Here is a 21320-nt window from a genome sequence, read left to right on the forward strand (position 1 = left end):
CGATTATGGGCGCGGGGGTACCTCGATCATTCTGGCTTCGGCTCTTGTTCGGCCTTCCAGGCGGCGAGTTCGTCTTCGTCCCAAAATCCAAGATACACACCCTCAACCGCATCATCATGGCACATGTGGGTGTCGATCTTTTCGTCTGACAGCGTGACGCGGTTATGCTGTCTGCGGGACCAGTCGAACATCGCAGATGAGAGGCGCGTAATTTCATTTGCGTATTTTTCGTTTGCGCCAAGATCGACAAACTCGTCGGGGTCAGTTTCCAGATCAAACAGCATCGGGCGATGCCCTTCGACCCAAATCATCTTCCACCGCCCGTCAAACACCATCGTCAACAGGCAGGATTTGGCATTGGGGCTGAGGTGCCTGAGATGCGCGCGTGTGGAATAGTCATATTCAGAAATAGCGTAGGCGCGGGGTGGGATCGTTTTGCCATGCAAGGACGGCAAAAGCGAACGCCCCTCCAGAATATGATCGGGCACTTTGCCACCAAAATACTCCACAAACGTTGGCGCAAGATCAATCGCCTCAGTGAGGTCTGTGATGACCTGCCCCCGCGTCGCCTCCGCATCTTTGCTGGGATCCACAATGATCATCGGGATACGGGCGGATGGATCGTAAAAGAGGTCCTTTTTCGCCCATCCACTGATCGCCAAGGTAGTCTCCGTGATCCGAAGTAAACACGATCAATGTGTCATGCGCCTGCCCGCTGTCTTTCAAATAGGTCATCAGCCGTCCGATCTGGTCATCAATCTGGGTGATTAGCCCCATGTAAGCAGGGATCACAGCCTTGCGCACCTCGTCACGGCTGAAGGCCTGCGAATACCGATAGCCATAGTACGCCTCCATCAAGGGATGCGGGTCCTCCAGTTCAACCTCAGATCGCTTCACCGACAGCACGTCCTCCTCACTGTACATATCGTGGTAGGGGGCTGGCACTATGTAGGGCCAGTGCGGCTTGATATAGCTCAGATGCAGACACCAGCTGTCTTCTTTGGCCTGCTCCATGAACTCGATTGCGCGGGTTGTGGTGTAGGGGGTCTCGGAATCTTCTTCCGCCACCGCAGCCGGTTCACTGCTGTGTTTTAACAGCCAACCTGAGAGGATATCGCCATCGTCACTTCGCCCCGAATTCGCGGCCGAGTGCCAGGGATTGTGCCCCTCATGTCCTTGGGCCTTCAGATGATCCTTGTATTTGGACGGTTCACGATGACATCAACCCGCTTTCCATGCGCTTCGCAGGTTCGGGCGACAGTATCGCGCACAAGGTGGATTTCTTCTTGTGTCCTAATGCGCATCTTCTCGAAATTCAGGAACAGCTGCCCGACTTTACTGTCGATTGCAACGCGATCAGGCAAGTCGAGGTGCAGAAGATCGGTGCGCAGACCCATCTCCTCCGCGCGGAAGATGCGCGGATCCATTGGGCGGATCTCGTCCATGATCGGGTCCACATCCATCAGGCGTAGAATATCGCGTTCCAGATCAATGCCGGGCGCGACTTCAATCAGTTTCAATCCGTCTGGCGTCAGTTCAAACACGCACCGCTCTGTCACATACAGGACCGGCTGACCCAAACGCGCCGCGCGCGCTCCGGAGAAGGAAATTTGCTCGACATGGTTCAAGAATTTCCGGGCCTTGCCCTCTTGGCGGACCTCAACACCGTCCTCACGCACCTCTACCTCTAGCCCTTGCGTGGTAAACGTACCCGCAAAGACCACGGCGCGGGCATTCTGGCTGATATTGATGAATCCGCCGGCCCCGGCCAGACGGGACCCAAAGCGCGACACATTCACATTGCCTGCCGCATCCGCCTGCGCAAGCCCAAGGCACGTCATGTCGAGGCCACCGCCATCGTAAAAATCAAACTGGTTGTTCTGCGGGATCACCGCATCGGTGTTGACCGCCGCGCCAAAATCAAGGCCAGAGGCAGGCTGGCCTCCGATTACGCCGGGTTCTGCGGTGAGCGTCAGATGCTCCAGCAATCCCTCTTCAGCCGCGACGGATGCAACCCCTTCCGGCATCCCGATTCCCAGATTGACGACGCCATTGACCGGCAGCTCAAACGCGCACCGTCGCGCAATCACCTTGCGCGCATCCAGCGGCATGACGGGCATCTCGCCCAGAGGTGGTTTGATCCGGTTGGTGAAGGCCTGACTGAAAACGGTCCTGTAAGTCTGCACGTGGTTCTCCGGTTTCGCGACTATGATGGCGTCCACAAGAATGCCCGGAATGTGCACATCCCGACCAGGCAGCGACCCGGCACGCGCCACGCGTTCCACCTGCACGATCACCACACCGCCCGCGTTATGCACGGCCATGGCCTGGGCCAGGTTGTCGATGGTCAGCGCCTCGCGCTCCATTGTCACATTACCTGCCTCATCCGCTGTCGTGCCGCGCAGCAAGGCGACGGTCAGTTTTTGCGACGGGTAGAAGAGAATCTCTTCGCCGCCCAATTCCATCAGTTCAACCTAGGGTCCGGTTGAGATGTCGTTGACGGCCCCGCCACCATTTCGCGGATCAACAAAGGTCTCCAACCCCATTTTCGACAGCAGCCCCGGCTTGCCCGCCGCGATATCGCGATAAAGTTGGCTGATCACGCCCTGCGGCAGGTTCCAACCCTCGATCTTGCCCTCCGTTGCCAGTTTTGCGACCTTGGGGATCAGACCCCAATGACCGCCGACAACCCGTTTCAACAGGCCTTCATGGCCAAGCCGGTTCAGGCCACGTTCCTTGCCGTCGCCCTGCCCTGCTGCAAAAACCAAGGACAGGTCACGCGGATGCCCGGTCTGGACAAATCGATCTTCAACGGCAGCCAGCAGTTCGTCCTGGACACCGATACCCACAAAACCAGACGTCGTGATCGTGTCACCGTCCTTGATCAGGGCGGCGGCCTCAGATGGGGAAACGACCTTGCTTGCCTTCATGTATCTGCCCTCGATTTTGGACTTTGCTGCACCACAGGCTCCGCTTGCCGATCCAAGGCATCTTGCAGACGCAAGAGCAGATGATGCAGGTCCTGCCTTTCCTTGAGGGTAAAGGCCTCAAGCAGCGCAGCTTCAAAAGACAGTGCGTCCGGGACAATCGCGTTAAAGACTTTTAGCCCGGCATCGGTAATCTCGATCTCAACAAGGCGATGATCCGCATCGCAGGTCGACTTTGCCAACAGCCCCGCTTGTTCAAGCTTGGCAACGGCTCGGCTGACGCTTGGCTTTTCAAGATAAACGCTGTCGTGGATTTCACGAACAGACATTTTTTCGCGGCGCGCGACGTGCACGAGGACGCGCCATTCAGGCGTCGAAAAACCGTATTCTTCGCTATAGACTTTCGAAAGCATTTTGGTGACGCGCGACGACAGCACCGACAGTTTGTAGGGCAGAAATTCGGACAGATTGAAACCGCTTGATGTCATGTGAATCTAGTGCCTTTGATTTCGTTGCACATGAAATGATCTTGACTCACTTTTCCACAAAATGTTAATCGTTGCAAGTGAAACGAATTTTCAGCCGCCCGTTAAAACGGGTTTGAACGCACCACACGTTGCCGCAGTGCCGATCCGTTGAAACGCAAGGAGACATGCCATGAAAGACGCAGTTATCAGCCCTTTGGTTCAGGCCGACGGCACCACCACCACACCGGGGTACATGCCGGGGTTCGGCAATGATTTCGAGACCGAAGCCCTGCCCGATGCCCTTCCCCAAGGCATGAACAGCCCGCAAAAGTGCAACTATGGCCTTTACGGAGAGCAGCTTTCCGGCACCGCTTTCACCGATGTGCGCCCTGAACGCACGTGGTGCTACCGTATCCGCCCGTCGGTGAAACACAGCCATCGCTATGAAAAAACTGACCTGCCATATTGGCGTTCTGCGCCCGACATTCACCCCGATGTGACCTCTTTGGGCCAGTACCGTTGGGATCCAATCCCGCATACGGACACGCCGCTGACATGGCTGACAGGCATGCGCACAATGACCACCGCAGGGGACGTAAACACGCAGGTGGGTATGGCGTCTCACGTCTATCTGGTGACGGAATCCATGCAGGACGCCTATTTCTTTTCCGCCGACAGCGAGATGCTGGTGGTTCCACAGGAAGGCCGGCTGCGCTTTGCGACCGAGCTTGGGATCATCGACCTTGAACCCAAGGAAATCGCCATCCTGCCGCGCGGCCTTGTGTACCGCGTCGAGGTTCTCGAAGGGCCAGCGCGCGGCTTTGTCTGCGAAAATTACGGTCAGAAATTCGAACTGCCGGGCCGCGGGCCCATCGGGGCCAACTGCATGGCCAACCCACGTGATTTCAAAGCGCCTGTTGCGGCGTTCGAGGACCGCGAAGTGCCTTCCACCGTGACGGTCAAATGGTGCGGCCAGTTCCATGAAACCAAGATCGGTCAAAGCCCGCTCGACGTTGTGGCATGGCACGGCAACTATGCGCCCTACAAATACGATCTGCGCAACTACTGCCCTGTCGGCGCGATCCTGTTCGACCATCCAGACCCATCGATCTTCACCGTTCTGACTGCGCCATCCGGCCAGCCGGGCACTGCAAACATCGACTTCGTGCTGTTCCGCGAACGCTGGATGGTGATGGAAGATACGTTCCGCCCGCCGTGGTACCACAAGAACATTATGTCAGAGATGATGGGCAACATTTACGGTCAATATGATGCCAAGCCGCAGGGCTTTGTCCCCGGTGGCGTCAGTCTGCACAACATGATGCTGCCCCACGGGCCTGATCGTGAAGCATTCGAGAAAGCATCCAATGCCAACCTCGGCCCGGACAAACTGGACAACACCATGTCCTTCATGTTCGAGACACGTTTTCCGCAGCAACTGACCCCGTTCGCAGGCAAGGAAGCCCCGTTGCAGGACGACTACATCGATTGCTGGGCGGATATGGAGAAGAAGTTTGACGGCACGCCGGGCAAGAAGTGATGGGCACGCTGACGCTTTATTCCTATTGGCGCTCCACCACATCCTACCGGGTGCGGGTGGCGCTCAACCTCAAGGGACTGTCTTACGAGACAGTCCCAGTGGATCTCGTCGCGGGCGATCAGCGCGCGGCGGAATATGTGGCCAAGAACCCGAGCAAGGGTGTGCCGACGCTGGTGCTGGAGGACGGCACCGTGCTGACGCAATCGCTGGCGATCCTCGACTATCTGGATCACGTCGCCCCCGATCCCGCGCTTTTGCCGGAAGACCCACTGTTACGGGCGCGGGTTCTGGCCGCAGCGCAGGCCATCGCGCTGGACATCCATCCGGTGAACAACCTCAAGGTCGTGAACCGCCTGAAGTCCGAACACGGATTGAGCGCCGATCAAGGCATCGCCTGGATGCGCAACTGGATGACCGAAGGGTTTCACGCCTATCAGGCGCTGCTGCCGGATGGCCCTGCCTTCAGCTTCGCGGAGACACCGCTGCTGTGCGACATCTGCCTCGTCGCGCAGCTTTACAATGCACATCGCTGGGGCGTTGACATGACACCCTTTGCCCGCCTGCTCAAAATAGAAGAGCAAGCCCTCAAGCTGCCGGCCTTTGACGTCGCGCGCCCCGAAAAACAGCCAGATTCGAACTGAAGGACATCCAATGACACAGCTACTCCGCTCCTGGGTCGAAAGCGCCAATTCGCCCGATACCGACTTCCCGCTTAACAACTTGCCTTATGGTGCGTTTCACACGTCAGGCAGCGGCCTGCATGCTGGTGTTGCCATCGGGGATCAAATTCTTGATGTGACCGCGTTGGAACAGATCGGATTGCTCGACTTGCCCGAGACCGGCGTTTTTGCACGCGGGACGTGGAATGATTTCATGGCTCTTGGCTCGGATGTGTGGAACAGCTTTCGCGCTCATTTGACGTCGGTGCTGGCAGAGGGTGCCGCTGAGCAATCCGAGCTTGAGCCGCATCTGGTTCCCATGAATAATGCTACGCTAGAAATGCCCTTTATCGTGACGGAGTTCACCGACTTCTACGCGGGCCGGCATCACGCCTTCAACGTCGGCTCGCTGTTTCGCGATCCGGCCAACGCCCTACCGCCGAACTGGTTGCACATACCCATTGGCTATAACGGGCGCGCATCGTCGGTCGTGGTCAGCGGCACAAACATCACGCGCCCCAATGGCCAGTTGAAAGCACCCGACATGGACATGCCGGTTTTTGAGGCCTCCAAGCGTTTTGACCTTGAGCTTGAGATGGGCGCAATTGTCGGCACACCATCCAAAGGCCGCGTGGGCGTGCAAGAAGCCGATGACATGATCTTCGGCTATGTCCTGCTGAACGACTGGTCTGCACGTGACATCCAAGCCTGGGAATACCAGCCGCTCGGCCCGTTTCAGGCCAAGGCAACGGCGACCACGATCAGCCCGTGGATTGTCACCAAGGCCGCGCTCGAACCGTTCCGCGCCTCGACCCCGCCGCGCGAGAAAGAACTGCTGCCATACCTCACCGAACCCGGTCCGATGCTATATGACATTGATCTTGAGGTCGGTCTGGCCCCCGACGGCAAGGTCGAGACGATCCTGTCGCGCACGAATTACAACGTGATGTATTATTCGGCCGCCCAACAGCTGACGCATCACACCACCAGCGGATGCCCGATGCGGGTGGGTGATTTGCTGGGCTCCGGCACGATTTCCGGACCCGAAAAGGAAAACCGTGGCAGCTTGCTGGAACTCAGTTGGGCCGGAAAGGAACCGCTGACACTGGACACGGGCGAAACGCGCACCTTCCTTGAAGACGGCGATACCCTGACCCTGCGCGGCGCGGCCAAAGGGGACGGATACAAAATAGGGTTCGGTGACTGTGCTGGCACGTTGCGTCCGGCACCGATCCTCGACTAAGCCAACCGACGCTCGCCACAGGTACAAAACAGAATGCCCGCCCTCTTCGGAGAGTGGGCTTTTTTTCTGAGGCCGAGACACTGCTTTGGGTGATCTGAACACTCAATGTCGTCGCCCCGGAACCCGATCCCGACACAGGATGAAATCCCGTCCGATATCATCAACGGTTACATAGAACGCGCGCAATCAGAAATGGACGCGCAGGGGATTTCCAGCAAGGCGATCACACCCTTCCGGCTGCAACGCATCTTCGAGCTTTCAGAGGGGCAAAGCCTCAAAGCCAACATTGCTCCGGTCAAAAACAATGCACAGTTGGCCGCTGGCATCGCTGTCGCGTTTCATGTGTAGCCTTTCAGTACCCTGCCCGTTTTTGGTGCAGGGGCCGAGCTTGGGTCAAGTCGTCCGTTGAACCTGATGCCTCACATCGTCAGGCACCCATCTGCCGCTAAATCTGTGTACGCAGTTTATAGCCGGGTGCGAACAGCAGGCAAACCTTTGTGACAGATGCCTGATTGTCCCAGGTCAGTCGGTCAATAGCGAACAAAGCACTATGCGGGGGAACATCTAGGATTTCAGCGACCTCCGGCTCCGCCTGGACAGACGAAAATGCGATATCCCCGTGGGTATAGGGCGCATGTTTCAACAGCCATTCGTTTGCGCTCAGTTTTTCAAACCCTTCGGACAACGCATCGGGGACGACGCTTGGATTGACCCATCTTTCTTCAAACGCATACGGGGTCTCGTCTGCAAGGTGCAGCGCTCGTACATGCAGCATCTCCTGCATTGGCTGGGTCTGCATCGCGCCGCTGATATGGAGCGGAGGCGCAACAAGCGATCTTGCGATCAGCATATAGCCGTATCTTGCGCCATGCTCTTCGATCTCGTGTCGGATTACGGCAATATTCAGCGTTGCCTTGGCCACCGGTTCGGCAGCCACACGCGTACCGGCCTTTCGCCTGCGGTCCAATAGTCCGCTGTCTGCCAATGACCGCAATGCACGGTTCACGGTTGATCGCGCGCAACCGAACTCAATCGCCAGGTCAGCCTCATTGGGGATCAGATCGCCCGGGAGCCATTCGCGAGCATGGATCCGCCGAAGCACTTCTTCCTGAACTCTCTGCCAATTGCGAAAGGTCTGTGTGTTCATATCGCATCCCTTAACGCATCGATTGTCCGCTTGTAAGCTGCCACAATCTGCGAACGGTGGAGGTGTTTGCCGTTTGCAACCATATGTCGGCCCGCTGACCAAACATCCGTAACAAGTCGGTCATCGCCCGCGAAAATCCAAGAATCGAGAACTGTATCCTTGTCACGCCCCCAAAGATGCTCGGACGACGTATCAAGTGAGAACAGGTCGGCCCAGTACCCCACTTCAATGCGCCCGGTTTTGCGGCCCGACGCCTGAGCGCCGCCCTTGACAACTTCGTCAAACAGGCGGCGACCAGTGGATTTGTCGCGAGACGCCAAAGCGGCCCGGCTGTTATCTCGCAAACGCTGCGAATAATCCAAGGTCCGCAATTCTTCATTGAGTGAGATACGGATGTTACTGTCAGAGCCGATGGAGATAGCACCTGAGTTGTCCATCCAGCGCACCCCATCGAAAATTCCATCACCCAGGCTGCTTTCCGTGATCGGACACAGTCCCGCGACGGCCCCGGACCGTACAAGCGCGACCGTTTCTTGCGCGGTCATCTGCGTGCAGTGAATAAGGCACCAGCGCGGGTCGAGCCCCATGTGCTCCAGCACCCAGTCCACAGGGCGCGCACCCCACGCCTGTTCGACCTCCGCAACTTCGGCCTGTTGCTCCGCCAGATGCATGTGGATCGGGCCATTGGGAAACAGCAGGGCGTATCGCTTCAGGTCCTCCCTCCCCACCGCGCGCAGCGAGTGCGGGGCAACGCCAATGCCTGCATCGGGTGCACCCGTTTTGATGCAGGACGATGCCGCGGCATGAAGGTTCTGAAACTGCTCCAACGTATTGCCGAACCGGACCTGCCCCGCCGTCAGGGTACGCCCGTCGCACCCGCCATACTGATAGTGCACCGGCAAAAGACATAGACCCAACCCAGACTGATCAGACGCGGCCACGATTCGCTCCGACATTTCTGAAATGTTGTCGTAGGGAATGCCGCCGGGCTGGTGATGCAGGTAGTGAAATTCGACAGACGAACCGTATCCCGCCTCCAGCATCTCCATCTGCACAAAGGCCGTGATTGCCTCGATATGCTCAGGCGTCATGCGGTCCAGAAAACGGAACATGAGCTGGCGCCAGGTCCAGAAACTGTCGGTTGGATCAGGGCCGCGCCGCTCTGTCAGCCCGGCCATTGCACGCTGGAACGCATGGCTGTGTACGTTGACCGGTGCAGGCAGCAGCATGGCGATACGCGTCGCGCGTTCCGGCGCATCCGTCTGAACTGCAGCGATGTGTCCTTTGGCATCAATGTCGATGGCAACATCAGAGGCCCATCCCGTGGGCAGCAAGGCCGTTTCGGCCCAAATCGTTTGCATGACACCTCCGCTTGACAGGGTTATTATGTGCACACATAAAAGCGATAAATATGAGCTTTAGCAAGCGAGTCGGCTTATGCTTCTCACAAATGCCCAGATCGTCACCCTGCAAAATGATACCGACTACGGCCTGATCAAAGACGGCGTCATCGCCGTGCGGGACGCGCAAATCGCCTGGGTCGGTGGCGTGGACGCGATTCCAACGACCTACCGGAACGAGTCGGCGCATAATCTTGGTGGCAGGCTGGTGACCCCTGCCCTGATTGACTGCCACACCCACGTGGTCTTTGGCGGCAATCGCGCCGCAGAGTTCGAGCTGCGGCTGAACGGGGCTAGCTATGAAGAAGTTGCGCGCGCTGGTGGTGGGATCGTGTCGACGGTATCCGCAACGCGCACCGCGTCCGAGGATGAACTTCTGGAGGACGCGCTGACTCGTGTGGACGCCCTGATCGCCGAAGGTGTCACTCTGATCGAGGTGAAATCCGGCTACGGTCTCGACCACGACACAGAATTAAAAATGCTCCGCGTCACGCGTCAGATCGCATCGCGCCGTCCTGTCGACATTCGCACCAGTTTTCTGGGGGCGCATGCCGTGCCTCCGGAGTTCAAGGAAAAGCCAGACACCTATATCGACGATATCTGCATTCCGACATTACGTGCCGCCCATGCCGAAGGGCTGGTGGACGCCGTGGACGGTTTTTGCGAAGGGATCGCCTTCGACACCGCCCAGATTGCCCGTGTTTTCGACGTGGCGGTCGAGCTTGGGCTGCCCGTCAAACTGCACGCCGAGCAGTTGTCGAATATTGGGGGCACCCAGTTGGCTGCAAAATACGGCGCGCTGAGTGCGGACCATGTGGAATATGCCAATGACGCGGATGCGCAGGCATTGGCAAAGTCAGGCACGGTCGCTGTTCTTCTGCCCGGCGCGTTCTACACCCTGCGCGAAACGCAAGCGCCGCGGGTCCAGTCCTTCCGCACCCATGGTGTGCCGATGGCGCTGGCCACCGATTGCAACCCCGGATCGTCCCCGCTGGCCTCGCCGCTCTTGACCATGAACATGGCCTGCACGTTGTTCCGCATGACCCCGCTTGAGGCCTTGCTTGGCCTGACAGCACATGCCGCCACCGCGTTGGGTCTTGCCGATCGTGGGCGCATTGCGGCCGGCGCGCGCGCCGATCTGTGCGTCTGGGACGTGACCCATCCGGCAGAGCTTGCTTATCGGATCGGTTTCAACCCGCTGCACAAACGTATTTTCAAGGGGTCGCTATGACTGTCACTCTGACGCCGGGTGCGGCAACTCTGGCCCAACTGCAAGACATTTGGACCAATAGCCACGCGGTCGTTCTTGAGCCTTCTTCGCACGCGGGCATTTCGGCGGCGCAAGAGTTGGTGACAAAGGCCGCCAATGGCGAGGCTGCGGTTTACGGCGTCAATACGGGCTTTGGCAAACTCGCAAGCGTCAAGATCGCGGCCAAGGATGTGGCGACCCTCCAGCGCAATCTGATCCTGTCTCATTGCTGCGGCATGGGTGAGGCGTTGGATGAAGCCACCACCCGGCTGATGATGGTCCTGAAGCTGCTGTCGCTCGGACGTGGTGCCTCCGGGGTTGCAATGACAACGGTTGAGCTCATTCAGGATATGCTGGCGCGCGGCGTGACCCCCGTGATCCCCAGCCAAGGCTCGGTCGGGGCATCCGGCGACTTGGCCCCCCTTGCCCATATGGCCGCAGCCATGATCGGGGAAGGCGAAGCGGTGTTCGAAGGCACGCGCATGACTGCTGCGGATGCGCTTGCGAAGGCCGGCGTCACACCTATCGTGTTGGGCCCAAAAGAAGGCTTGGCGCTCATCAATGGCACGCAGTTTTCAACCGCGTGTGCCTTGGTCGGTCTTTGGGGCGCATGGCGCAATGCGGCCACGTCGGTCGTCACGTGCGCGCTCTCTACCGATGCCATCATGGGATCAACCGCGCCCTTGCAGGACGCCATCCACACTCTGCGCGGGCACGCCGGGCAGATCGCGGTGGCACGAGCGCAACGGGCACTCATGGAAGGCTCGCAAATCCGCGAAAGCCACCGCGACGGCGACACCCGCGTGCAAGACCCCTATTGCATCCGCTGCCAGCCACAGGTGACCGGTGCCGCGATGGACCTGCTGCATTTTGCGGGCCGCACGCTGGAGATTGAGGCAAACGCCGTGACCGACAACCCGCTGGTGCTGGTGGATAACGACCTGATTGTCTCGGGCGGGAATTTTCATGCCGAACCCGTGGGTTTTGCGGCAGATCAGATCGCGGTTGCGGTGTCCGAAATCGGCGCGATCGCACAGCGACGCGTGGCGCTTATGGTGGACCCGACCCTGTCATTCGACCTGCCGCCTTTCCTGACCCCTGATCCGGGGCTCAACTCTGGTTTGATGATCGCCGAAGTGACCACCGCCGCGTTGATGAGCGAGAACAAGCATTTGGCGAACCCCTGCACCACCGACAGCACGCCCACGTCTGCCAATCAGGAAGACCACGTGAGCATGGCCGCACACGCCGCGCGTCGCCTGTTGCGGATGAACGCGAACCTGAACGTAATCCTCGGGGTCGAGGCCATGTGCGGCGCGCAAGGCATTGAGTTCCGCGCGCCGTTGCAGACCAGCGCGCCGTTGCAGGCCGCCATGGCAACCTTGCGCGCGGACGTGCCCACCATTGCAGAAGACCGCTACATGGCGCCCGCAATCGAGGCGGCTGCGGGCCTGGTGGAAAGCGGTGCGTTGGCCGCCGCCGTAGACCTGCCCGCTTTTGTCAAAGGGCAGGTTGAATGAACCCGGTTTCTGTTAGCCAAGGCAACAGTCCTATCGTTTTGGGGCTGCCGCACACGGGCACCTTTGTCCCTGACGGCATCATGTGCAAACTTAACGAGAATGGCCGCAAGCTTGCGGATACGGACTGGCACATCGACCAGCTCTATGACGGAGTGCTGGACAGTGCGACAACGGTGAGGGCAAATTTCCATCGCTACGTCATCGACGCCAACCGCGATCCAAGCGGCGTGAGCCTCTATCCCGGTCAGAACACAACAACGCTTGTACCGCTCACGGATTTTGATGGTTCAGAGATTTGGAATGCGCCTCCCACGCCCGTGGAGATCGACGCACGCCGTACTGCGTTTCACGCGCCCTATCACGCAGCATTGAAGGCAGAATTGGACCGCGTTCGTGAGGTTCACGGCGTCGCGATCCTCTATGATTGCCACTCGATCAGATCAAGCATCCCTTTTTTGTTTGAAGGAACCCTGCCCGATTTCAATATCGGGACCAATGATGGGACGACCTGCGCTTCGACCATCGAACACCTCGTGGAGCGCGCTTGTTCCGCAGTCGCCGATCCGAGAGACCCCACCTATAGCCAGATCACCAATGGCCGGTTCAAAGGGGGCTGGACGACGCGGCAGTATGGCCGGCCTGACCAAAGCATCCATGCGATCCAGATGGAACTGGCCCAATCCACGTATCTGGCGACTGAAACCCCACCTTGGGACTACGACGAGGAAAAAGCGACCGCACTGCGCTACCGCCTGAGCCATGTCCTGATGGCTTTGGAAGGTGTCGCCCCTAGCTTGAGAGAGAAGACATGACCAATCCGCGCCACAACCTCCGTGATATCTATCCCCCGACCGGCACCGACATCACAGCCAAAAGCTGGCTGACCGAAGCACCCATGCGGATGCTGATGAACAACCTGCACCCTGACGTGGCCGAGAACCCGCACGAGCTGGTCGTGTACGGCGGTATTGGCCGCGCCGCGCGGACCTGGGAGGATTTTGATGCCATCGTGGCTGCGCTAAAAGACCTTGAGGACACGCAAACTCTGCTGGTCCAATCTGGCAAACCCGTGGGCGTTTTCAACACGCACAAAGACGCACCGCGCGTGTTGATTGCAAACTCCAACCTCGTGCCGCATTGGGCCAACTGGGACCACTTCAACGAGCTGGATAAGAAGGGCCTTGCGATGTACGGCCAGATGACCGCCGGGTCGTGGATCTACATCGGCACGCAAGGCATCGTACAGGGCACTTACGAGACCTTCATGGAAGCCGGTCGCCAGCACTATGACGGGAACCTTAAAGGCCGCTGGATTTTGACAGGCGGCCTTGGCGGTATGGGTGGCGCGCAACCCTTGGCAGCTGTCATGGCAGGTGCCTGCTGTCTGGCCGTGGAATGTGACGAGACCCGCGCTGATTTCCGCCTGCGCACGCGCTATGTGGATGAGAAAACGCACGATCTGGATAATGCCTTGGCCATGATCGACCGCTGGACGGCAGCGGGCGAAGCCAAATCTGTGGCCCTGATCGGCAATGCGGCCGATGTCTTTCCCGAACTGGTCAAACGCGGCATCAAGCCGGATATAGTCACCGATCAGACCTCGGCACACGATCCGATCCACGGCTACCTGCCACAAGGCTGGAGCGTCGCGGAATGGCGCGCCAAGCAGGAAAGCGATCCGGCGGCTGTCGAGAACGCCGCACGCGCCTCGATGAAAACGCAAGTCGCGGCAATGGTCGACTTCTGGAACCAAGGCGTGCCAACGCTGGATTATGGTAACAACATCCGGCAGGTCGCGCAGGAGGAAGGGCTGGAAAACGCCTTTGCCTTCCCTGGCTTTGTTCCGGCCTATATCCGCCCGCTTTTTTGCCGGGGGGTTGGGCCGTTCCGCTGGTGCGCGCTGTCTGGCGATCCAGAGGACATCTACAAGACGGACGCGAAGGTCAAAGAGCTGATCGACGACCCGCATTTGCACAATTGGCTGGATATGGCGCGTGAGCGGATCGAATTTCAGGGCCTGCCTGCGCGCATCTGCTGGGTCGGTTTGGGCCTGCGCGATAAACTTGGTCTGGCCTTCAATGAAATGGTGCGGAACGGCGAGCTGAGCGCCCCGGTTGTGATCGGTCGCGATCACCTCGACAGCGGATCGGTCGCTTCGCCCAACCGCGAAACCGAGGCGATGAAGGACGGCTCCGACGCAGTATCAGATTGGCCACTCCTGAATGCGATGCTGAACGTCGCAGGCGGCGCGACATGGGTATCCCTGCACCACGGTGGCGGCGTGGGCATGGGTTTCTCGCAGCACTCCGGCATGGTGATCTGTTGTGACGGCACCGAAGACGCGGACCGCCGGATCGCCAACGTCTTGTGGAACGATCCTGCCACGGGCGTGATGCGCCACGCAGACGCGGGTTACGATATCGCACTGGACTGCGCACGGGAAAAAGGGCTGAATCTGCCCGGAATTCTGGGGAGATAACTCATATTCTTGAAAAACGCTTGGTACGTCGCCGCCTGGGATCACGAGATCACCCGCGAATTGCAGCAGATCATGGTGCTTGGCGAAAAGATCTGCGTGTTCCGCTCCGAGGCCGGAGAACTGGTTGGGCTGGAAGACGCCTGCCCGCACCGTAAACTCCCCCTGTCCAAGGGGCGCATCAAGGGCGACACAGTGGAATGTGGCTATCACGGTCTAACGTTCAATTGCGCAGGCCAATGTGTCTGGGCACCGGGAACGGGTAGCATTCCATCAAACGCCAAGGTCCGCGCCTATCCCTTGCACGAGAAATACGGGCTGGTCTGGATCTGGATGGGCAACGCTGCGTTGGCCGACCCGTCGGACATCTTCGAGATCGAAAACTACGACAACCCGGACTGGGGCATCAATCGCGGTGCCGCGATGGAACTGGACTGCAACTATCTGCTGATGTGCGACAACCTGCTGGACCCGACACATGTGGCATGGGTCCACCAAAGCAGCTTTGCCGCTGATGCGACCAAAGATACCCCCCTGCGGATCAAGAAAACCGAGGAAGGCGTGATCGTGCACCGCTGGATGATGGATCACGAACCAGCCCCTTTTTACAAAAAAGTGGTGGAATTTGAGGGCAACTGCGACCGCTTGCAGCACTACGAGGTCCGTTACCCCTCTCATGCGTTAATCAAGGCCGTGTTCACCCCTGCGGGCACGGGTGGTCCCGATGGACCGTTGCATGACCAGACCTTCATTATGGACAGCTACAACTTTATGACACCCACCGATGAGGGAAGGACGCGCTACTACTGGTTCCAGCTGCGCAACATCCGCCCAGAGGATGAGGACCTGTCCAAAATGATGTCGGAGGACGTGCAGCACGCCTTTGAGGAAGACCGTGCCGTTCTGAACGAAGTGCAAAAGGGCATGAGCAACAAGACCTCACCCCACATCGACCTGCCCATTGATGGCGGGCAATTGCGGTTCCGCCGCCAGCTACAGGCCATGATCAACGAAGAACAGCAGGTTGATCGCCAGATGGCCGAGTAACGCCGGATACCTGGAAAAGGCGGTGTGTCAAACCGCAAGGCATCACTGCGTTTGGGTTTGACCGACAGCGGCAAGTTGATGCACGGGCATGCCCACCTAATGATGCGCAAATTGTCTGGCGTCGGCGCTGACATCGCCTGGCAGCCCACCATCATGGCCCAGCACGTGTTCAAATGCGGCGCTAAGGCGGTCAAGACATTGACCGATCCAGTCTGTGATATCAGGGATACCCCCATCGTTCAGGACAAACAATGTGTGTTCCAGCGCGATATTGTCCAGATTGGGTTTGCGCCCTGTCGCGGCCAGCAGATAATCAAACCGTTTCTCCCCTGAGATGGATGGATCATTCCAGTCGTACCATGCAACCACCACCGCATCGCCATTGCGGGTTAGGTGTTGAACAGGAAGTGCAGCACATCGCCGTCCTTGACGATATACCCTTTGCCCTCGGCACGCATCTTGCCCGCCTCTTTGGCCGGACCCTCACCGCCAAGGGTCACAAAATCATCGTAGGCGATGGTTTCGGCCCGGATAAAGCCCTTTTCAAAGTCGCCGTGGATCACGCCAGCGGCCTTGGGCGCAGAGGTGCCCGACGCAATCGTCCACGCGCGCGCCTCTTTGGGGCCAACGGTGAAGTAGGTCTCAAGATGCAGCAATGCGTACCCTGCGCGGATCAGGCGATCCAATCCAGCCTCCGACAGGCCCATCTCGTCCAGAAACATCACCGCCTCGTCAGCCTCAAGCTGGCTGATCTCTTCTTCGATCTGGGCGGAGATGATGACATGGGCGTTGCCCTGCGCGGCAGCCATTTCAGCCACCGCTGCGGAATGGGCATTGCCCTCGGCCGCTTCAGCCTCGCCCACGTTGCAGACATAAAGCACAGGTTTCGTAGTCAACAATTGCAGCATGTTCCAGGCGCGCAGATCATCCGCGTCCACCTCGACCAGACGGGCGGGTTTGCCCTCTTCCAAGGCCGCCAGAGCCAGACGCATCAGGCGTTCCTGTTGCACCGCTTCCTTGTCACCGCCGCGCACCTTGCGCACGATGTTCTGCAACCGCTTTTCGATACTTTCGATATCGGCCAGCATCAACTCGGTCTCGATGGTTTCCGCGTCCGCCACGGGATCCACGCGGCCCTCGACATGGGTCACATCGCCGTCCTCGAAACAGCGCAACACATGGGCGATGGCGTCAACCTCGCGGATGTTGGCAAGGAACTGGTTGCCAAGGCCCTCCCCTTTGGAGGCCCCTTTGACCAGCCCTGCGATATCTACAAAGGTCATACGGGTGGGAATGATGGATTTGGACGAGGCAATCGCAGCGAGTTTATCTAGGCGATCATCAGGCACAGCCACTTCGCCCACATTGGGCTCAATGGTGCAGAACGGAAAGTTGGCCGCCTGCGCCGCAGCCGTCTTGGTCAACGCATTGAACAGGGTCGATTTGCCCACATTGGGCAGCCCCACGATTCCCATCTTAAAGCCCATAGCGTCCTCACTGATCAGGTTGGCCTGCTTCTAGCAGGCGTGCCAATAGGTGCAAGACGGTGACAGGTCAGCAAAAATCTGGAAGAGACGCTTGGAACCAAACGATAAAAACCATTATCACTGCCGGGTACACGCATCCTTCCATGCGATTCTTTCATCTCATTACATGCAGGAGCAACCGCATGACTCGTTTTTGTGTTGCCGTCGTTTCATCCCTTCTGGCACTTTCAGCTCCGGCTTCTGCGCAGGAACTCACATTTGCGCTTGGAGCAACGGATTTTGGAGAAGGCGGCGAAGACAGCGCCGTGTTCGACTTCGAATACCGCCACACACCCTTTGTGCAGAAACGGGTCCGTTCGCACGCGTTCGGGGCCAACGCCAGCGTATCGGGTGAAGGGGATGTGTTCATCGGTGCGGGCCTTTGGACCCGCTGGCAGTGGGACAATGGCTGGTTCATCGACAGCTCGCTCATGCCGGGCCTCTTCGAGGAAGGCACAGATGGCAACGATCTTGGCTCCTCTTTCGAGTTCCGCTCGCTTCTGGGTCTTGGCTACCAATTCGACAATGGGCGCGCCGTTTCGGCAGCGATTTCGCACAAGTCGAACGCAAGCCTTGCCGACGATAATCCGGGCATGAACTCCTACTCCATCCGTTATCACGTCAAATTCTGAGGGCGCTTGCCTTTTCCTGCCCTCTGGGGCAGGTCAGGGTGACCAACTCGGAGAGTGTGATGACAAGCCGGATCGACGCCAAATTCGCGGCCCTCAAAGCGGAGGGGCGCAAAGCATTTGTGTCCTACATCATGGCGGGCGACCCTGACTACGACCGTTCGCTTGAGGTCGTAAAGGGCTTGCCGGGCGCGGGCGTGGATATCATCGAACTTGGCCTGCCCTTCACCGATCCGATGGCAGACGGGCCCACGATTCAACTGGCCGGGCAACGCGCGCTTGGGGCCGGCATGACACTGCAACGCACCCTTGATCTGGCGCGTGCCTTTCGTCAAACCGACGACACCACGCCCATCGTTTTGATGGGGTATTACAATCCGATCTATTCGCGCGGCGTGGATGCTTTTCTGACGGATGCGAAAGAGGCCGGGATTGACGGGTTGATCGTGGTTGACCTGCCCCCCGAAGAAGACAGCGAATTGTGCATTCCGGCCCAAAAGGCGGGATTGAACTTTATCCGGCTTGCGACCCCTACGACGGATGACAAACGCCTGCCACGTGTGCTGCAAAACACGTCGGGCTTTGTCTATTACGTCTCGATCACCGGGATCACGGGCGCGGCCGAGGCCGAGGCGACCAATGTTGGCCCCGAAGTGGCGCGCATCAAGGCGGCCACCGATCTGCCTGTGATCGTCGGGTTCGGGATCAACACACCGGACAAGTCGCGCGCCATCGCATCCGTGGCCGACGGGGCCGTGGTCGGGTCCGCCATCGTGAGCAAGATCGCAGCAGGTGAAAACGTGGATGACGTATTGGCCTTTGTAAAATTGCTGGCCGACGGGGCACACGCCGCCTGAGCAGATTGTTCCGCGCAAAAAACCGCTCAAACCCCACACGCATAGCGAGAGATTGCAAAATTCGTTGCTTTTGGGGTCTGGCTTGACACAAAGTCGGTCAACTGATGTGGACCCCCGATGCAAGAGCCGACCCAAAGCGCACATGAGATATCCGAGCATTTGCTGGATCGAACCGGAAATGCGATCATGTCGGACAGGTTTACTGATTTTCTGGCCTGCTTTGTGTTGCCATACCACATGGAAACGCTTGAAAGCTCACGGCTTATTTCAACGGCACCGGGTATGGAGACGACATTTCAGGCCGTTCGCGCACATCTGAACAAGCACGAGATTACCCTCATGGCGCGCCATTGCGTCAGCGCCAGCTTTCGCAGCGAGACCGAAGTGGCGGCAACACATGAAACCCGGCTGATCAGCCGCGGAGTGATGGTGCAGCAGCCCTACCCGACGTTCTCCGTGATCCGGCGTGGGTGGGACAAGCGATGGCGCATTTCGTCCTCATCTTATGTGATCGTGGATTCCGATCCGCTGAACGCGGCGCTGGCAGCGCATACTCAGGCCGCGCGCAACGCAGCCACATAATCGACAGCAGCCGAAACCGCCGCCTTGATCGTCAACTCAGAGGTATCAAGCACCAAGGCCCCTTCTGCTGCACGCAAGGGGGCGGCTGCACGCGCGCTGTCGCGCGCATCACGTGCTTCGACATCGGCCAGCACATCCTCAAAGGGGCTGTGATCACCGCGCGCCTGTAGCTCTTTCCACCGGCGTGCCGCGCGCACGGGCGCACTGGCGGTGACAAATAATTTGGCTTCGGCCTGAGGGCAGATCACCGTGCCGATATCGCGCCCGTCCAGCACTGCGCCCCCGGCCCGGCGCGCAAAGGCGCGTTGGAAATCGAACAAGGCATCCCGCACCTCCTGAATCACCGCGATCTTGCTGGCGGCCTGGGCCACATCAGCGGTGCGCAAACGCGGGTTTTCCAGCGCGGCGTGGTCCAGTGTGCGGGCCGCGGCAACCGGATCGACCCCGTCCAGAACCTGCGCCCCGACCGCACGGTAAAGCAAACCGGTATCCAGATGCGCCAGCCCGAAATGCTCCGCCACCGCACGGCTGATCGTGCCCTTGCCCGCCGCAGCAGGGCCATCAATAGCCACGGTGAAAGGTTGGGGTGGGTTCATCACAACCGGCTCAGGCTCGCGCCAAGGCCTGCCATCAACGGCTCAAATATCGGGAAAGAGGTCGCAATCGGCCCACCATCATCGACGGACATGGGGTTCTGGGTCGCCATGCCCATCACCAGAAAGGACATCGCAATGCGGTGATCCAGATGGCTGGCGCAGGTCACACCGCCGCGGACATTGCCGTGACCCTGCCCGATAACGGTCCACCAGTCCGGACCATCCTCAACCCCGACACCGGCTGCGCGCAACCCATCGGCCATGGCCGCGATCCGGTCGCTTTCCTTGACGCGCAGTTCCTTGACACCGGGCATATGCGTGTCGCCCTTGGCAAATGCCGCAACCACAGACAGGACCGGGTATTCATCAATCATGCTGGCTGCGCGGTGGGCGGGCACCTCGATGCCCCTGAGGTCGGGCGAGAACCGGGCGCGCAAATCGGCCACAGGCTCCCCGCCTTCGGTGCGCTCGTTTTCATAAGTCAGATCGGCCCCCATCTCGCGCAGGGTGGCAAACAGACCGGCACGGGTCGGGTTAAGCCCGATCGTGGGCACCAACACGTCCGATCCGGGCACAATCAGCGCGGCACAGACGGGAAAGGCCGCCGAGGACGGATCGCGCGGCACATCGATATGCTGCGATTTCAACTCGGGACGGCCCTTGAGGGTGATCACCCGCCCTTCATTCGTGACCTCGGTGCTGATCTCGGCACCGAAACCTGCCAGCATCCGCTCGGTATGATCACGCGTGGCCTCGGCCTCCATCACAACCGTCTCACCGGGTGCGTTCAGCCCCGCCAGCAACACCGCCGACTTCACCTGCGCCGAAGGCACCGGCACCACATAGCGCACAGGCACAGGGTCAGCGGCACCCACCAGGGTCATGGGCAAACGCCCGCCCGTGCGGCCCACAGCCTGACAGCCAAACAGCGCCAGCGGATCGGTCACCCGGGCCATGGGCCGCTTGTTGAGGCTCGCATCCCCCGTAAACGTCGCCGAAATGGGCGAGGTCGCCATCGCGCCCATGATCAGGCGCACACCGGTGCCGGAATTGCCGCAATCAATCACCTGATCCGGCTCCGCAAATCCGCCGACACCCACGCCGTGAACCGACCACTTGCCGCCACCATGATCAATGACCTCAGCGCCAAAGGCCTCCATCGCACGGCCGGTGTCCAGAACATCCTGCCCTTCCAGCAACCCGGTAATGGTCGTCTCGCCCACGGACAAGGCCCCAAGGATCAACGCGCGATGCGAAATCGACTTGTCGCCCGGCACATCGGCAACCCCCGAAAGCGGCGCGCTGGCACCAGATTGCATGGGGATCGGATCACCGTGGCTGGACATTGCAAACTCTCACGTCTGGAAACTTCGGAGCGACACCTAACGAACGCGATGGACGGCGTCCAGACCAGCTTCTTTTGACCAGAAATACCGCGGGGGAGGCGCAGCCGGG

General features: G+C 59.3%; 20 protein-coding genes and 2 pseudogenes. 13 read left to right on the forward strand and 9 right to left on the reverse strand.

The features are described 5' to 3' along the window. Positions 1 to 26: 26 nt before the first annotated feature. From Q0859_RS10830 to Q0859_RS10850, 4 genes and pseudogenes are all read right to left on the reverse strand, one after another. Entirely contained in the window at positions 27 to 593 is a 567-nt protein-coding gene (locus Q0859_RS10830; RefSeq protein WP_299150907.1) for a sulfatase/phosphatase domain-containing protein, read from the reverse strand. Beyond that, complete coding sequence (locus tag Q0859_RS10835) at positions 535 to 1068, reverse strand: sulfatase-like hydrolase/transferase (protein ID WP_299150909.1); 534 nt, start codon at positions 1066 to 1068, stop codon at positions 535 to 537. Before Q0859_RS10835 ends, Q0859_RS10830 begins: the two co-directional genes overlap by 59 nt. A gap of 116 nt (positions 1069 to 1184) precedes the next feature. Beyond that, positions 1185 to 2930: pseudogene (locus tag Q0859_RS10840) on the reverse strand (CoA-transferase). Then, positions 2927 to 3364: a MarR family winged helix-turn-helix transcriptional regulator gene (locus tag Q0859_RS10850; RefSeq protein WP_299150916.1), complete on the reverse strand. Its 438-nt coding sequence runs from the start codon at positions 3362 to 3364 to the stop codon at positions 2927 to 2929. Before Q0859_RS10850 ends, Q0859_RS10840 begins: the two are co-directional and overlap by 4 nt. Before the next feature lie 220 nt (positions 3365 to 3584). On the opposite strand from Q0859_RS10850, the gene hmgA reads away from it, so the two are divergent. The 4 genes and pseudogenes from hmgA to Q0859_RS10870 all read left to right on the forward strand — a co-directional run. Then, positions 3585 to 4934: a homogentisate 1,2-dioxygenase gene (gene hmgA / locus Q0859_RS10855; protein ID WP_299150919.1), complete on the forward strand. Its 1350-nt coding sequence runs from the start codon at positions 3585 to 3587 to the stop codon at positions 4932 to 4934. Beyond that, a complete protein-coding gene (gene maiA, locus Q0859_RS10860; protein ID WP_299150921.1) occupies positions 4934 to 5575 on the forward strand; it encodes a maleylacetoacetate isomerase in 642 nt (213 codons plus the stop codon). Before hmgA ends, maiA begins: the two co-directional genes overlap by 1 nt. A 10-nt stretch (positions 5576 to 5585) precedes the next feature. Beyond that, on the forward strand, positions 5586 to 6836 hold the full coding sequence (gene fahA / locus Q0859_RS10865) for a fumarylacetoacetase (protein WP_299150923.1): 1251 nt from the start codon (positions 5586 to 5588) through the stop codon (positions 6834 to 6836). 120 nt (positions 6837 to 6956) lie between these two features. Further along, positions 6957 to 7184: pseudogene (locus tag Q0859_RS10870) on the forward strand (pseudouridine-5'-phosphate glycosidase); the annotation flags it as partial. Between the two features lie 97 nt (positions 7185 to 7281). On the opposite strand, the gene Q0859_RS10875 reads toward Q0859_RS10870, so the two are convergent. Both Q0859_RS10875 and Q0859_RS10880 read right to left on the reverse strand, forming a co-directional pair. Next, positions 7282 to 7983 (reverse strand): GntR family transcriptional regulator, encoded by a 702-nt coding sequence (locus Q0859_RS10875; protein ID WP_299150927.1) that lies wholly within the window; start codon positions 7981 to 7983, stop codon positions 7282 to 7284. Beyond that, complete coding sequence (locus Q0859_RS10880) at positions 7980 to 9344, reverse strand: formimidoylglutamate deiminase (protein ID WP_299150928.1); 1365 nt, start codon at positions 9342 to 9344, stop codon at positions 7980 to 7982. The genes Q0859_RS10875 and Q0859_RS10880 overlap by 4 nt, the downstream gene beginning before the upstream one ends. Before the next feature lie 76 nt (positions 9345 to 9420). Between Q0859_RS10880 and hutI the strand changes: the two genes are divergently transcribed. Genes hutI through Q0859_RS10910 form a run of 6 tightly spaced genes read left to right on the forward strand, consistent with a single transcriptional unit; the run spans position 9421 to position 16008 of the window. After that, entirely contained in the window at positions 9421 to 10614 is a 1194-nt protein-coding gene (gene hutI / locus Q0859_RS10885) for an imidazolonepropionase (RefSeq protein WP_299150931.1), read from the forward strand. After that, positions 10611 to 12152: a histidine ammonia-lyase gene (gene hutH, locus Q0859_RS10890; protein ID WP_299150934.1), complete on the forward strand. Its 1542-nt coding sequence runs from the start codon at positions 10611 to 10613 to the stop codon at positions 12150 to 12152. The genes hutI and hutH overlap by 4 nt, the downstream gene beginning before the upstream one ends. Continuing rightward, the gene (gene hutG / locus Q0859_RS10895) at positions 12149 to 12964 is read left to right on the forward strand and encodes an N-formylglutamate deformylase (protein ID WP_299150936.1); all 816 of its coding nucleotides are present in this window, start codon (positions 12149 to 12151) and stop codon (positions 12962 to 12964) included. Before hutH ends, hutG begins: the two co-directional genes overlap by 4 nt. After that, positions 12961 to 14631: a urocanate hydratase gene (gene hutU / locus Q0859_RS10900; protein ID WP_299150938.1), complete on the forward strand. Its 1671-nt coding sequence runs from the start codon at positions 12961 to 12963 to the stop codon at positions 14629 to 14631. The genes hutG and hutU overlap by 4 nt, the downstream gene beginning before the upstream one ends. Positions 14632 to 14634: 3 nt before the next feature. Next, positions 14635 to 15675, forward strand: coding sequence for an aromatic ring-hydroxylating dioxygenase subunit alpha (locus tag Q0859_RS10905; RefSeq protein WP_366523197.1), 1041 nt, complete (start codon positions 14635 to 14637; stop codon positions 15673 to 15675). A 51-nt stretch (positions 15676 to 15726) separates the two neighbouring features. Beyond that, complete coding sequence (locus Q0859_RS10910) at positions 15727 to 16008, forward strand: hypothetical protein (protein WP_299150946.1); 282 nt, start codon at positions 15727 to 15729, stop codon at positions 16006 to 16008. 56 nt (positions 16009 to 16064) lie between these two features. Here the strand turns inward: Q0859_RS10910 and ychF are convergent, their stop codons facing one another. Further along, a complete protein-coding gene (gene ychF / locus Q0859_RS10915) occupies positions 16065 to 17162 on the reverse strand; it encodes a redox-regulated ATPase YchF (protein ID WP_299150948.1) in 1098 nt (365 codons plus the stop codon). A 182-nt stretch (positions 17163 to 17344) separates the two neighbouring features. On the opposite strand from ychF, the gene Q0859_RS10920 reads away from it, so the two are divergent. The 3 genes from Q0859_RS10920 (at position 17345) to Q0859_RS10930 (ending at position 19269) form a co-directional block, all read left to right on the forward strand. Then, a complete protein-coding gene (locus tag Q0859_RS10920) occupies positions 17345 to 17833 on the forward strand; it encodes an acyloxyacyl hydrolase (protein ID WP_299150951.1) in 489 nt (162 codons plus the stop codon). Between the two features lie 59 nt (positions 17834 to 17892). After that, entirely contained in the window at positions 17893 to 18687 is a 795-nt protein-coding gene (trpA, locus tag Q0859_RS10925) for a tryptophan synthase subunit alpha (RefSeq protein WP_299150954.1), read from the forward strand. A 117-nt stretch (positions 18688 to 18804) separates the two neighbouring features. Beyond that, entirely contained in the window at positions 18805 to 19269 is a 465-nt protein-coding gene (locus Q0859_RS10930; RefSeq protein ID WP_299150956.1) for a hypothetical protein, read from the forward strand. Here the strand turns inward: Q0859_RS10930 and Q0859_RS10935 are convergent. Together Q0859_RS10935 and aroA are read right to left on the reverse strand one after the other, a co-directional pair. Continuing rightward, positions 19242 to 19865, reverse strand: coding sequence for a (d)CMP kinase (locus tag Q0859_RS10935; RefSeq protein WP_299150958.1), 624 nt, complete (start codon positions 19863 to 19865; stop codon positions 19242 to 19244). The two genes, Q0859_RS10930 and Q0859_RS10935, sit on opposite strands and share 28 nt — an antisense overlap. Continuing rightward, positions 19865 to 21211, reverse strand: coding sequence for a 3-phosphoshikimate 1-carboxyvinyltransferase (gene aroA, locus Q0859_RS10940; RefSeq protein WP_299150961.1), 1347 nt, complete (start codon positions 21209 to 21211; stop codon positions 19865 to 19867). The genes Q0859_RS10935 and aroA overlap by 1 nt, the downstream gene beginning before the upstream one ends. Positions 21212 to 21320 lie beyond the last annotated feature (109 nt).

This window comes from uncultured Tateyamaria sp., assembly GCF_947497045.1.
Classification (GTDB): domain Bacteria; phylum Pseudomonadota; class Alphaproteobacteria; order Rhodobacterales; family Rhodobacteraceae; genus Tateyamaria.

Coding starts and splice junctions, on each gene's coding strand:
- Q0859_RS10930 (WP_299150956.1), top strand. CDS start 18,805: ATGCAAGAGCCGACCCAAAGCGCACATGAGATATCCGAGCATTTGCTG.
- aroA (WP_299150961.1), bottom strand. CDS start 21,211: ATGTCCAGCCACGGTGATCCGATCCCCATGCAATCTGGTGCCAGCGCG.
- Q0859_RS10935 (WP_299150958.1), bottom strand. CDS start 19,865: ATGAACCCACCCCAACCTTTCACCGTGGCTATTGATGGCCCTGCTGCG.
- Q0859_RS10880 (WP_299150928.1), bottom strand. CDS start 9,344: ATGCAAACGATTTGGGCCGAAACGGCCTTGCTGCCCACGGGATGGGCC.
- Q0859_RS10920 (WP_299150951.1), top strand. CDS start 17,345: ATGACTCGTTTTTGTGTTGCCGTCGTTTCATCCCTTCTGGCACTTTCA.
- fahA (WP_299150923.1), top strand. CDS start 5,586: ATGACACAGCTACTCCGCTCCTGGGTCGAAAGCGCCAATTCGCCCGAT.
- hutI (WP_299150931.1), top strand. CDS start 9,421: ATGCTTCTCACAAATGCCCAGATCGTCACCCTGCAAAATGATACCGAC.
- hutG (WP_299150936.1), top strand. CDS start 12,149: ATGAACCCGGTTTCTGTTAGCCAAGGCAACAGTCCTATCGTTTTGGGG.
- hutH (WP_299150934.1), top strand. CDS start 10,611: ATGACTGTCACTCTGACGCCGGGTGCGGCAACTCTGGCCCAACTGCAA.
- trpA (WP_299150954.1), top strand. CDS start 17,893: ATGACAAGCCGGATCGACGCCAAATTCGCGGCCCTCAAAGCGGAGGGG.
- ychF (WP_299150948.1), bottom strand. CDS start 17,162: ATGGGCTTTAAGATGGGAATCGTGGGGCTGCCCAATGTGGGCAAATCG.
- hutU (WP_299150938.1), top strand. CDS start 12,961: ATGACCAATCCGCGCCACAACCTCCGTGATATCTATCCCCCGACCGGC.
- Q0859_RS10875 (WP_299150927.1), bottom strand. CDS start 7,983: ATGAACACACAGACCTTTCGCAATTGGCAGAGAGTTCAGGAAGAAGTG.
- maiA (WP_299150921.1), top strand. CDS start 4,934: ATGGGCACGCTGACGCTTTATTCCTATTGGCGCTCCACCACATCCTAC.
- hmgA (WP_299150919.1), top strand. CDS start 3,585: ATGAAAGACGCAGTTATCAGCCCTTTGGTTCAGGCCGACGGCACCACC.